Origin of the sequence: Thaumasiovibrio subtropicus (genome assembly GCF_019703835.1) — a bacterium.
GTDB classification, from domain to species: Bacteria; Pseudomonadota; Gammaproteobacteria; order Enterobacterales; family Vibrionaceae; genus Thaumasiovibrio; species Thaumasiovibrio subtropicus.
The window spans coordinates 832761-845329 of record NZ_AP023054.1 but is presented as its reverse complement, the minus strand read 5'-3'; the positions used below and the strand labels follow the sequence as shown (position 1 = coordinate 845329).

Genomic DNA, 12569 nt, shown 5'->3' with positions numbered 1-12569 from the left:
GGCTACACTCCTCTGGCTGGCTCAGCCAACGAATTATCTTGTTGATGGAAGACCAAGGTGGCAGCAAGTACCCCTGGTAACTGGCGAATGGTTTCAAATTGATCAACGAGGCACTGGCGACTATCACCTTCAACCACGACGACCATTTTGCCCACCTCACTTACCGCCGGTACTTCTGTCCCCGGCATTGCTTCTAACTGGCGCTTTAGTGTTTCGACTTGATCCGTTGCAGCATGAACAACCAAGCTGCTCACGTGATATTCACTCATGCTGATACCACCTCAATTGCGTTTGTCGGGCATACAGAGACACAGCTACCGCACCCAGTACATTGATTTATATCTATTTCCGGCGTCGCTTCCTGCTTTAACTGTAACTGGAATCGAATTGCTCTCGTCTCACAGCTATCACTGCAACTGCGACAAGTCACTTGCTGATAGGGCAGGCAGACAGCATCAAGCACTTGGACCTTATGCTGCCAAGGTGTCTCGGACTGAGAAGAAAACAAACCATCAACGTCACAATGTGCTGCGCAGGCATAGCAGAAAGTGCATTCACCTTGTGATAAATCGACCACAGGAAAGCCGCCATCACCGACCTTGATAACAGCCGTTTCACAAGCATCAACACACGCTCGGCAGCGTGTGCATCGCTCTGTGAAGTCCGCCTGCGTCCACGGCAAACTCACTTCATTTGGCGACCGTTTTTGACCGAGCGCGCGCTTCCAAAATTGACGTTTTGAAGAATCCATGACACCGCGATTGATAAATCGCTCAAGAAATTGATCATTACTCTCTAGTCTAGAGGGCAAAGAAAAAGGAGATATAACCCCAAAGGGGTATTTGTAGGGTAGACTTGTACTAGGTCAAAGAATTTAACCGATTGAGATCACATATTTAACGTATTAAAAATGAATAGTCGGACGCCACGCATGGCCAAGAGAGGAATCACCGCAAGATTGGCGATGATGCTCTTCAGTATTATTGGTTTCTCTACGATTACCGTCGTTATTGCGATCACTTTCTATCTCTCCAGCATCAATGATGCTGAAGCAATTAACGTCGCGGGTTCACTGCGAATGCAGAGCTACCGCCTCGCCCACTCCTTTACGTACCATCCAGAACTATTGGTTGAATACCAGCGAACGATGTCGGCCAGTTTTACGCATCTGGGCGAAATCATTGATGTTATTGCCCCCGATAGCATCCATCACCAGTATCAAGCGCTACATGCACAATGGTTTGCACTGCTCGATGTTATCCAAGCGCAAGACTATGCCAAGTACAATCAATACTTACCGCTATTTGTGGATCAAATTGACGCTTTTGTGCTGCAACTTCAGCAACATACTAATCAAAAACTCCATATTTTGGCGGCAATGGGCGGAGGAACGCTTCTCTTGATTGTTCTGACTGTCATCACGACTTTGCAGTTCTCCAAACGCCATATCGTCGCGCCTCTCCATCAAATGGTCGCAGCAAGCAAATCACTTTCCGAAGGCGATTTCTCAACGCAACTCCACTTACCCAATCATTTCGAGTTAACAGAGTTAGCCAATACCATGAACACCATGTCGACCTCACTGGCGCAGCTCTATAACGAACTGGAGATGAAAGTAGAGGAAAAGACACACCGACTCGCCCACAGCAACCATACGCTACAGCTATTGTATGAGTGCTCGGCGGCCATGGCACAACACCCGATAAAAGTTGATCACTTCGATCTCGTGCTAGACAAACTAATGATGATCGAGGGCATTCGAGCACTTAAGCTCACCATCATCACCCCGAACACGTGGACATTGACTAAAGGCGCCCCTAGCTCAACAAAATGGCAGCTCGCGCCAATCTATGCAGAAGGACGCCACCTTGGCGATCTCCAGTGGCAGTTTGATCTACCCTGTCCGGATCAAGCGCAACTTCTCCACGCCTGTCAACTACTCGCGCGGAGTGTCCTGATCACTGAAAGTCAGCATAACGCGCAACATCTTGCCATGATGGAAGAGCGCAGCCATATCGCCAGAGAACTTCATGATTCGCTAGCACAATCACTCTCTTTCTTGAAAATCCAAGTGTCGCTACTAAAGCGGCATTACAGTGCACCACCTGATGCCCTCTTGCAGTTAGAGCAAGGGCTGAATGACGCTTATACCCAACTGCGCGAGCTACTCACCGCGTTTAGACTCTCTCTCGAAGATACACCTTTTGCTATCGCGCTCAGCCAAATGCTCTCGCCCTATCAACAGCAAGGCAACCTCATCATTGAAAATCAGGTAAGCCAGCTCACGTTAGATAAAGCAACACAACCACATTTACTGCATATCATTCGTGAAGCGGTCGCGAATGCTATCCATCACGCAAATGCATCTGAAATAACCGTCAACATTCATCAATCAACAAGTACTTTAACCGCAGAGATCACAGATAACGGGATCGGCTTTGACCCTCGGATTCCCGTCGATAAACATTATGGCCTGACGATTATGAATGAACGCGCCGCCTTAGTCGGGGCGAATATCGCGATTGAGAGTGACAAAGGGCAAGGGACAAAGATTACAATTACCTGCCCCATCAATGAGGAGCAATAAAACAATGTGGCAAGTCTTAATTGTCGATGATCATCCCCTATTACGAAAAGGGCTACGTCAACTTTTAAATGCTGAGCCTGATTTTGAGGTATGCGGTGATCTTGCCAGTGGTGATGAAGCCATGCAATTTACGCAACCCTATGACCTCGTGTTACTTGATCTCAACATGCGCGGCCTGAATGGCTTAGAGACATTAAAAAAGATCAAAGACATTAACCCAACGACTTGGGTCGTTATCCTCACCGTCTCCGATGATGCCAGTGATATTCGTCAAATTGTTCAAGCGGGCGCGGATGGCTATTTACTTAAGGATGACAACCCTGATGATATGATCACCCAACTGCGCCAACTCATGACACACGGAAACCACGCTTATAGTGCGTCGGTAAAAGCGCAACTCACCGACATCCTCAATGCACACCCTCAGCTTCCTGAGCTGACCAAGCGAGAAACAGAAGTACTGAGATTTGTCGCGGAGGGCTTTCGCAACAAAGAGATCGCCGATAAACTCTTCATCTCTGAATCAACAGTCAAAGTCCACGTCAAAAGTGTCTTGAAAAAGCTTAATGCACCCTCAAGAGTGGCGGCAACTTTACTCTATCTGGAGTCACAAAAATGAAGAAAGGCCTTTTGGGGGTCTTTTGCTTGGCGGTGGTGGGGTGTTCTGTTACCCCGCTAGAGTCTGGCGCAGAGAATGTCACCATCGTGTTTGATAACACCGTTACCCCTCAGTCATGCGAACCCATCGACACTTGGGTCGGCTCTGAAGGCCACTGGTACAGCTATTGGTTTATTACAAACTTCAACCTCACCACAGGGGCGCTAAACCAGCTTCGAAACCATGCCATACATATTGGTGGCAATCGTATCGAAATTTCGCCTCAAATGGAGTTCGAAACCTCTGTGACCTTCATTGGTCACATCTATGATTGCCCATAATGGTCAGTCAAAAGCGCAAAAAGCCAGCTTTCGCTGGCTTTCTCATCTCGATATGCCTTTAAGTAAACAGGGTGTTTTCAATCAAGGCTTGTCTGTCGCTGACCCAATCTTGATCAAATGGCCCCCAGTCACACAACTGATAGTACCCATCATTATGGCGTTTGCCATCTTGAATAAAGGTCAGTTCGATACCAATTCCTGGCAAAGCCTTTAAGACATCTTGGATGGTACGACGTGGCCAGCCTGTGCACTCTATTAACTTAGGCACATTCGGACGCTCAATCTTGTTGACCAACAGTGCTAGATAAAGACGACGAGCAAAAACAGGATTCAGTTCCATTGAGACCTCCAACAATCATATAAGTCACATTATTCAGACTTCCGCTATCAAGATGTTGAGTTTGATCAATGGAGTGACGGTTTCATTACCAAGAAAAGTGCGCATTTTTACTGACATTCAATACCTATTCATAGCAGTAGTCGTTTTGTAACCATCCATATACACCGCAGAGGGTAACGAGAAAAAGTGGTGACAAATTTGTGATCCATACCGATTATCGTTATAACTGTGGCATCAAAAACCGAACAGACCGAGTGAACAAAATGGAAGTCACCATGTATGGCATCGCTAACTGCGATACCATCAAAAAAGCCAAGAAATGGCTAGAAGCCGAATCCGTTGCGTACCAATTTCACGACTACCGCAAACAAGGCATAGATGAAGCGTTACTGCGCTCTTTTGTTGATGCGTTAGGCTGGGAAATCCTGCTCAATAAACGTGGAACAACGTATCGTCAGCTAGACGAAGCCGATAAAGAGAATATTGATACGGAAAAAGCGATATCTCTGATGCTTGCTGCACCGGCGATGATTAAACGCCCAGTGCTCAAAGTAGGCGAGCAACTCCATGTAGGCTTTAAGGCCGACCAATACCAGACGCTGTTTAAGTAAGGAACACGAATGTCAGCTGTAATCGAACTCGCGAAAGAGTTCATCTCGAGAGAATCCGTCACGCCGGAAGATGCCGGATGTCAACAAGTCATGATTGAACGCCTAGAAGCACTAGGGTTCAAAATAGAGGTCATGGTATTTGAAGATACCACTAACCTTTGGGCTCGTCGTGGTACTGAAGCCCCTTTATTTGCCTTTGCTGGACACACCGATGTCGTCCCAGCTGGCGATCTAGCCCAATGGCATACCCCACCTTTTGAGCCAACCGAAATTGATGGCTACTTACATGGTCGCGGTGCTGCCGATATGAAGGGGTCACTGGCCTGTATGATTGTGGCCGTGGAGCGATTTCTCGCTGAACACCCAAATCATCAAGGCTCTATCGGCTTTTTAATCACCTCGGATGAAGAAGGTCCTTTCATCAACGGGACAACACGCGTAGTTGACACCTTGATGGCTCGTGATGAGATCATCGACATGTGTATTGTCGGTGAGCCTTCAAGTACGCACTATGTTGGCGACGTTGTAAAAAATGGCCGTCGTGGCTCTATCACGGGCGACTTAATCGTTCATGGTACCCAAGGACATGTCGCTTACCCGCACCTTGCCAATAACCCTGTTCACCAAGCGCTCCCCGCTCTTGCCGAACTTGCGGCAGCAAAATGGGACAATGGTAATGCCTACTTCCCTCCGACCAGTTTCCAAATCCCCAACGTGGCGGCGGGAACAGGCGCATCAAATGTGATTCCTGGGGATTTTTCAGTCCAGTTTAACTTCCGTTTTAGTACCGAACTGACCGACACCGAGATTCGTCGCAAAGTACATTCTGTACTGGATGCTCACGGGCTAGATTACACCCTCAACTGGACCTTAAGTGGCCAACCTTTCTTAACCGATGCAGGTAGCCTACTTGATGCGGTTGTCGATGCTGTAGAAACAGTCAATCATAAGAAGCCAGAACTCCTGACTACGGGCGGGACGTCCGATGGCCGCTTCATTGCACAGATGGGTGGACAGGTCATTGAGCTTGGTCCCGTCAACGCAACGATTCACAAAGTGAACGAGTGTGTCAGCATCGCTGATTTAGAAAAGCTGACTGATATGTACCAAAATGTCTTGGCAAATTTGCTGAAATGACCCCAGCACAGCTCGCCGGGCTCGATGACAGCCACTTAGAGAAAGAGAGCCGCCTCCATCCAGAGGCGGCAACGGCATTTCGTGCCATGTGTGATGCAGCGAGGCGGGATAACATTCATATCGATCTCGCCAGTGGTTATCGAAACTTTCACCGCCAATGTGCCATTTGGAACGGCAAGTTTAACGGCGAGCGCCCACTTCTTGACGCCCACTCTCACCCTATTGATGCCTTAAGCTTAGAGATTGGCGAACGTGTCCATGCGATCTTGCGTTGGTCAGCACTGCCAGGTGCTAGCCGTCATCACTGGGGGACGGATATCGATGTCTATTCAAAAGCACTGTTACCCACAGACACAAAGCTGCAACTGGAGCCTTGGGAGTACCAGAAAGGCGGCCACCAATACCCTTTATCCCAATGGTTAGCCAACTACGCGCACCAATTTGGTTTCTTTTTTCCTTATCGTATCGACTTGGGTGGTGTTGGTATCGAGCCTTGGCACCTTTCTTATGCCCCTATCAGTAAAAAGTGCCTTTCCCAACTCACTCCAACTTTCCTTAAAAATCTATTGGCAACCGAGAATATTGCGGGAAAAGACTGGTTAATCAATCACCTAAATGATGTATACCAGCGTTACATTTGTAATATTTCCGAATGACGAGTTTTGCAAACATTGTTTACTTTACCGATCTATCAAAAATAAAACCATCTAAATAACAATAAGTTAAAAAATAAACCTTTCTTTTATTGTGGTTAAAAATGCCAACTCACGCCCGAAATCAAATTTACATATTCGCCCAATCAGAAAAACCTTGTTACAGTTAGTTTAAATAACAAACAAAGTGAGGCAGATGATTATGGCGCTACTATTCAACCCTTGGGTACTCAGTATTGTTGTGATCAGTGTTCTGGTCGGCAATATAATGGCGTTAAAATACACAGCAAATATGACGGTACTTCCAAAGAACCGAGAGCTGGATGCGTTGTTAGCAGCAGACAAGAAAAAGTACTCTGCCAAACACTAAACTCCGTACTACCCTACATATAATAAGCCTCTTCGACCTCATTCTTGGATTAGAGTGAGTGCAGAACAAAGGCAGTCAACATCGCAAAAAAAAGGAGCCAATGGGCTCCTTTTTTGTTTCCAAGTTCACGTGATTTCCAAGCTCGCATGACTAACTGCGAATTAAATAGTCAGCTTGACCCACCCACTTGTAACTCGTCAGCTCCGTTAACCCCATCGGGCCTCGTGCATGCAGTTTTTGAGTAGACACCGCGACTTCGGCACCCAGGCCAAACTGAGCGCCATCGGTAAAACGTGTAGACGCATTAACATAAACGGCCGCAGACCCAGCTGCATTCACGAAACGTTCTGCAACCCCAATATCATTCGTCAATACGGCATCCGAGTGGCTCGCATTATGCTCTCGCATGTGCGTCACTGCTTCTTCGACACCATCAACCAGTTTGATGCCCAAGGTAAAGCTGAGCCACTCTGTATCAAAATCTCCCGCTTCGGCGAGACGCAAGGTATCTGCCTTACCCTCTAGCAGCCCAAATGCCTCTTCAGTCGCAACGAGGGTCACAGATTTTTCATTCATACGGCTAGTCAGCAGCGGTAAGAACTCTGCGGCGACAGCGCGATCGACCAAAAGGGTATCGAGCGCATTACATGCCGACGGACGTTGCGTCTTACTGTTATCCACTACGTCTAAAGCGCGTGGCAAATCTGCACTTTTATCGACATAAATATGGCTTATTCCAAACCCGCCAATGATGACGGGGATGGTGCTATTTTCCTTACACATCTGATGTAAGCCTGCACCGCCGCGCGGAATAATCATGTCGACATATTGATCCATTTTGAGCAACTGGGAAACCAGCTCACGATCAGGGCGACTGATATACTGGACAGATGCCATCGGTAGCGCGGCTTTCTCAAGAGCGGTTTGAATCACCGCCACCAGCGCCATGTTGGAATGAAAGGTCTCTTTACCGCCACGAAGGATACTCGCATTACCTGTTTTTAAACAAAGCGCTGCAATGTCGATAGTGACATTCGGGCGCGCTTCGTAAATCACACCAACCACACCTAAAGGGACGCGGCGACGTACCAGCTTCATCCCATTTTCAAGGATACGTCCATCGAGCTCTTCACCGACAGGGTCAGGCAATGCAACAACATTACGGACATCGTCAGCAATGCCTTGCAAACGCTCAGTGTTCAACATTAAACGATCGAGCATTGCTGCGGGGATCCCAGCCGCCTCTGCTGCTGTTAAATCTTTCGCATTGGCCGCGAGAATGGTCTCCGCATTTGCTTCCAGTTCATCCGCAATAATCAACAGTGCTTTGTTTTTCTGAGCGGTTGAAGCAGTGGCAAGTTCAAAAGCGGCTTGTTGGGCGGCTTGCCCCATAGTAATCAGATCCACGATGTCTCCTTGCATGTGTTAATTCACTTTAATATATACTCATATATGGTCTTCCCTCTATTGGCAAGATACCAATGTCGATAAAAGGGACAGGTTGCTTTCATATATCCGGCCTATGCGTGAAGCTCGTGTGGCTTCTGGCCTTGATGACACTTCGCGCATATAGCCCTTATCAAATTAACGGTTTTGGTAAACCTTTGAGTATATCAGGGTCCCTATATGCTGGTCTTACCTGTTTTTCATCTAAACTGCTATCTACGCAATATCTGGTGTGTGACGCTTTAGTTAAATCTTTCTGTTAAACCGCCGCTGGCGCTTTATAGCTTTCTCCTCGACAGATAATGACCCACGCGATACGGATTATCTTATTCGCCAGCGCCACCACAGCCTTGTTAAAACCTCGCCTTTCAACCAGCCGCAATATCCATTGACTAAGCCTGTCTGTTTTGCCATCGGCTCGACTCACAACCGCTCTTGCACCATGAACCACGAATGACCTTAACTGCTGATTCCCTCGCTTTGTAATGCCAAGCAATACCTCTCGACCTCCCGTGCTAAATTGCTTGGGCACTAAACCTAAGGCTGCTGACGCATCACGCCCTCGTTTAAATTGCTCACCACTTCCCATCCAGGCTCTTAAGGAAAAACTCACCACGGGACCAATACCTGGCACTTTTATCAAACGCTGACAAACGTCTTTTTGCTTCACTTTTTCGGCCAACCTTTCGTCGTACCACTGTAGCTCTTCGTCAAGCCTTTCGAGTTGTGTGTATTGCCTGAATAAAAGCGCTCGAAATTCGTCGGTTAAGCCGTTCTCAACATCTTCTAGAATAAAAGGCAGCGATTTACGCAATACCTGACTTCCTCTCGCCAGCACTACCCCATACTCCGCCAGCAACCCTCTCACATGATTGATTAAGCGCTTTCTGTCACTACTCACGTGTTGACGCATGAGCAAAAAAGTTTGGTCGTCTTGCTGCGCTAGGGATTTGACCGCAACGGGGCGAATCGCACCGTGCTGACACGCTTCTGCGATGGCCTTTGCATCGTTATAGTCATTCTTTTGGCCTCGTAAATAGCCTTTCACATGCTGAGCGGGAAGTAATACAACAGAGTGCCCTAGCTGGCCTATTTTTCGTCCCCAGTAATGCGCTGTACCGCATGCTTCCATCGCAATGACACAAGTCTCTAGCTTCGAGAGATAGCCAATGAGCTGTTGTCGATTTAATTTCTTTCTCTCAACTTGCTTACCCTGTTTGTCCAACATGATGAAGTAAAAAGTATTCTTTGCTAAATCGATACCAATGGTTTTACACTTATTCATGGTCTTCCCTCGTTTTTAGATAGGCGATTTATCAACGCTATCTTGGCACATTGCGATGCCGATTAGTGCGAGGGAAGACCATTACATCAAATCACGACCATATCATCGCGATGAATCGCCGCTGGCCCATACTCATAACCTAAAGTTTCTACGATATCTTGGCTATGCTTTCCAGCTATCTTACTCAAGTCTTCAGAGCCGTAACGGCTAATACCGCGCGCGACTGTTTGACCCGTTGAGGTGTTCACATGTACGACTTCACCACGTGCAAACTGCCCACTGACAGCAACGATACCTTTGGCCAGCAAACTACTCCCACGTTGGGTGACAGCAGTCACGGCCCCCGCATCAATAATTAACTGACCTTGTACTGCGGGACCACCGAGTATCCAACGCTTACGGCTCTCAAGCGGCGATTCCAACGGTAAAAAACGTGTCCCTACCGCTTCTCCAGCGGCAATATCGGTAATGACATCAGGACGACTTCCCGCGGCAATAGTGACTTCAATACCTGCACGCCTTGCAACGTCGGCAGCTTGCAGCTTTGTCGCCATGCCGCCGGTGCCAAGGTTTGTACCACTGCCACCCGCCAACTTGTGCAGCGTTTCATCAATCGTATGCACTTCTCGAATCAGCTCTGCTTCTGGGTTATTTCTCGGATCGGCGGTAAAGAGCCCTAGCTGATCAGTTAACAGTAACAATTGGTCCGCTTCAGCGAGAATCGCGACCAATGCGGATAGATTGTCGTTGTCACCCACTTTTATCTCTGTGGTTGCAACAGCGTCATTCTCATTAACCACAGGGATAATGCCGTGTTCAAGCAAGGTTTGAATCATATCTCGTGCATTCAGATAACGCTCGCGATCATCAAGATCTGCCCTTGTTAACAGCATTTGACCGACATTGAGGCCATAAATAGCAAACAGATGTTCCCATTCTTGGATAAGGCGAGATTGACCAACTGAAGCCAACATCTGCTTTGTTGCGATGGTATTGGGTAAGGCGGGGTAATTGAGATGCTCTCGGCCAGCGGCAATTGCGCCTGAGGAAACGATAACCACTTTGTGGCCTTGGCGTTGTAGCATTGCACATTGGCGAACCAGCTCAACCATATGGGCACGATCAACTTTTTGCGTACCCCCAGTTAACACACTGGTTCCCAATTTTACGACAATAGTGTGACTGCGCATCATTGGAATCAATATTATTAAGAAAACCTAGCTTTCTTTTATCAATCCCAGCGAGAAATCACAAGAAAATACCGCGTTTAAGCGAAAATTAGCTCGATATCGCTAATTCTTGCAATCTATTCTCGTCAGCCTCCGTTGCTTTTGGCATTTGAATGTTAAAATGTTCTAACATTCCCGCTGAAAGTAGTTTTTCGAACTCCGCCAAGTTGGCTTCAACCTCTTCAACCACATTTTTAGGTAGCGGATCTGATTGCCAATCACCACTCAAGTCATAACGACCGAAACCATATTGCGCGACAAAGTTTTCATCCTTGGTATCCAAAATTAACCACCAGCCCCAGAACTCACGCTCTTCGGGTGGCTTCTTCGCATTGACACAGCTAACTAGGGAGTCAAAGAAATAGCGCTCTTTTTGACTACGTTTGTCGCGCAAATAAGGGCCAATCGCAGCCAACTTAATCATCAAGCGCCCATGTGTTGGAGTCGTCATATTCCCTTCCTTAGGCTTAATAGCACAAAATTACAGCAGTTATTGATTATCTACGTTGTATTTATACTATTTCAGTATGCGTATATCCATGTGTTGCGCAAGTGGTATTAGTCAAGTTTGGTGGTTAACGCAATTTTTCTTGTAACCATTGAGTAACGGCCGTCATACAACGATGGTATCCCGTATTCAATGGTGAGTCAGGCAAAATGATGGCTTTACCATCACGACTAGACGCAGCCAGCAGATGGTTGTCCGATGGCGGACAGAAGCTATCCCCTTCCAAACTTACCCCTAACATAGGCACAGAACAGGCGCGTCGCCCTAATAACCCTTGCTGTTTCAATGAAAAAGTACAGAGCTGACTCACCAACGTTGACTTTGGAATCGTCGTTTTACCCAAACGAGAGGCAAACACATCAAAATACATCCGAGGTAATGTATCGAGTCGATGTCCCCCCGTATAGAAATCGTGTAGGGTGCCACCTAAACTGACTGCGGCTTTAATCTTATTACTCGCTAGGAAGGCGAGTCTGATAGCGGCATTCGCACCAACTCGAGTACCAAAGGTGGCGATATTATTTTGATCAACCCAAGCGACCTTTTGTAACTCTTCGAGCAGGGTCATGTGTAAAACACTCGTATCTTCATTAAACGGGCAGTTATGGCTATGTCCCATTGATGGCATATCGAGTGTCACCATTGCAATCTCGGCTGGCGCAAAGTAATCGGTATAGGTTTTCCAAAGTTCCGTTTGAAGCGTATCCAACCCGCCACTGGCGATCACCGTAGGTAACGCTTTATCAGTGCGCGGCAAATGCAGATAAGCCTGAACCGCTTTACCCTTGTAATTGAACTCAATTGTTTTAATTGTTTGATGCATTAAGGACATGGCATGTCGGTAGGCTTGCATCGCTAATACATCCGCTTGCATTGCCAGCTCATCACCACGGAGGTGCGGATACGCTGCGATACCGTAATGTGTACTTGCTCTTAACCAGAGTGACGCGACTTTCTCGGGATCAAATCCAGCTTGCTCCTCAGCGTGCATCGCCTCTTTTTGATAACGCATCCCAAGCTGCACCCACTCGTAATTCCAGTTACCGTGGTGATAATCTTTCACTGTATCGATCAAACGCTCATCACTTCGTTCGTGTTCAGACGCAGACATTGAAGCAAAAATCGCTTCCATTTCTACCGGGTCAACCCCTTCCCATGCCCAAAGTGGTCGCTTCAATACCCGATAAAATCCGCGCCCATCATCATGGCTAGTCGACTCATGACACGGGGTATCTGGCGCACCCTCTACACGAATAATTGTCGACGTCTCTTTCTTCGATTTAGTGGGCTTAAACAGCACTTCAGACAGGTTACTCGTAGGCATAATTAGAACTCGGCGAGAAATAAAAAGAATAAAATCGATAACGGTCAAAGCACTATAGGCGATTTTGCCGTTGCTTGAAAAGTGATGTTACAAAAAAGCCCCCACCTAAAGTAGGTGAGGGCTTGCAAACTTAGATTGTG

General features: G+C 47.3%; 15 protein-coding genes. 7 read left to right on the top strand and 8 right to left on the bottom strand.

What is annotated here, in order from left to right:
* Positions 1-2: 2 nt before the first annotated feature.
* Complete coding sequence (locus TSUB_RS03995; RefSeq protein ID WP_087017011.1) at positions 3-269, bottom strand: chaperone NapD; 267 nt, start codon at positions 267-269, stop codon at positions 3-5.
* The gene (gene napF, locus TSUB_RS03990; protein ID WP_087017009.1) at positions 266-751 is read right to left on the bottom strand and encodes a ferredoxin-type protein NapF; all 486 of its coding nucleotides are present in this window, start codon (positions 749-751) and stop codon (positions 266-268) included. The genes TSUB_RS03995 and napF overlap by 4 nt, the downstream gene beginning before the upstream one ends.
* A 180-nt stretch (positions 752-931) precedes the next feature.
* Here napF and TSUB_RS03985 point away from each other — a divergent pair, with 180 nt between their 5' ends.
* Genes TSUB_RS03985 through TSUB_RS03975 form a run of 3 tightly spaced genes read left to right on the top strand, consistent with a single transcriptional unit; the run spans position 932 to position 3526 of the window.
* A complete protein-coding gene (locus TSUB_RS03985; RefSeq protein ID WP_159064785.1) occupies positions 932-2587 on the top strand; it encodes an ATP-binding protein in 1656 nt (551 codons plus the stop codon).
* Between the two features lie 4 nt (positions 2588-2591).
* Complete coding sequence (locus tag TSUB_RS03980; protein ID WP_087017006.1) at positions 2592-3206, top strand: response regulator; 615 nt, start codon at positions 2592-2594, stop codon at positions 3204-3206.
* A complete protein-coding gene (locus TSUB_RS03975; RefSeq protein ID WP_087017005.1) occupies positions 3203-3526 on the top strand; it encodes a DUF4156 domain-containing protein in 324 nt (107 codons plus the stop codon). The genes TSUB_RS03980 and TSUB_RS03975 overlap by 4 nt, the downstream gene beginning before the upstream one ends.
* A gap of 58 nt (positions 3527-3584) precedes the next feature.
* On the opposite strand, the gene TSUB_RS03970 is transcribed toward TSUB_RS03975, so the two are convergent.
* Positions 3585-3866: a winged helix-turn-helix domain-containing protein gene (locus TSUB_RS03970; protein WP_087017003.1), complete on the bottom strand. Its 282-nt coding sequence runs from the start codon at positions 3864-3866 to the stop codon at positions 3585-3587.
* 263 nt (positions 3867-4129) lie between these two features.
* On the opposite strand from TSUB_RS03970, the gene TSUB_RS03965 reads away from it, so the two are divergent.
* The 4 genes from TSUB_RS03965 to TSUB_RS03950 all read left to right on the top strand — a co-directional run bounded on the left by TSUB_RS03965 (position 4130) and on the right by TSUB_RS03950 (position 6637).
* Complete coding sequence (locus TSUB_RS03965; protein ID WP_087017001.1) at positions 4130-4477, top strand: ArsC family reductase; 348 nt, start codon at positions 4130-4132, stop codon at positions 4475-4477.
* Positions 4478-4486: 9 nt separating this feature from the next.
* Complete coding sequence (dapE, locus tag TSUB_RS03960) at positions 4487-5614, top strand: succinyl-diaminopimelate desuccinylase (protein ID WP_087016999.1); 1128 nt, start codon at positions 4487-4489, stop codon at positions 5612-5614.
* Positions 5611-6270: a M15 family metallopeptidase gene (locus TSUB_RS03955; RefSeq protein WP_221274555.1), complete on the top strand. Its 660-nt coding sequence runs from the start codon at positions 5611-5613 to the stop codon at positions 6268-6270. The genes dapE and TSUB_RS03955 overlap by 4 nt, the downstream gene beginning before the upstream one ends.
* Positions 6271-6469: 199 nt before the next feature.
* Complete coding sequence (locus TSUB_RS03950) at positions 6470-6637, top strand: DUF2897 family protein (RefSeq protein WP_159064784.1); 168 nt, start codon at positions 6470-6472, stop codon at positions 6635-6637.
* 150 nt (positions 6638-6787) lie between these two features.
* Here the strand turns inward: TSUB_RS03950 and TSUB_RS03945 are convergent, their stop codons facing one another.
* The 5 genes from TSUB_RS03945 to frsA form a co-directional block, all read right to left on the bottom strand.
* Positions 6788-8044, bottom strand: a complete 1257-nt coding sequence (locus TSUB_RS03945; RefSeq protein WP_087016992.1) for a glutamate-5-semialdehyde dehydrogenase — start codon at positions 8042-8044, stop codon at positions 6788-6790.
* Between the two features lie 298 nt (positions 8045-8342).
* Positions 8343-9368, bottom strand: a complete 1026-nt coding sequence (locus TSUB_RS03940; protein WP_221274520.1) for an IS110 family RNA-guided transposase — start codon at positions 9366-9368, stop codon at positions 8343-8345.
* An 86-nt stretch (positions 9369-9454) separates the two neighbouring features.
* The gene (gene proB, locus TSUB_RS03935) at positions 9455-10561 is read right to left on the bottom strand and encodes a glutamate 5-kinase (protein ID WP_087024933.1); all 1107 of its coding nucleotides are present in this window, start codon (positions 10559-10561) and stop codon (positions 9455-9457) included.
* Positions 10562-10646: 85 nt separating this feature from the next.
* Positions 10647-11048, bottom strand: a complete 402-nt coding sequence (crl, locus tag TSUB_RS03930; RefSeq protein WP_087024931.1) for a sigma factor-binding protein Crl — start codon at positions 11046-11048, stop codon at positions 10647-10649.
* Between the two features lie 124 nt (positions 11049-11172).
* Positions 11173-12429: an esterase FrsA gene (gene frsA / locus TSUB_RS03925; RefSeq protein ID WP_246616398.1), complete on the bottom strand. Its 1257-nt coding sequence runs from the start codon at positions 12427-12429 to the stop codon at positions 11173-11175.
* Positions 12430-12569 lie beyond the last annotated feature (140 nt).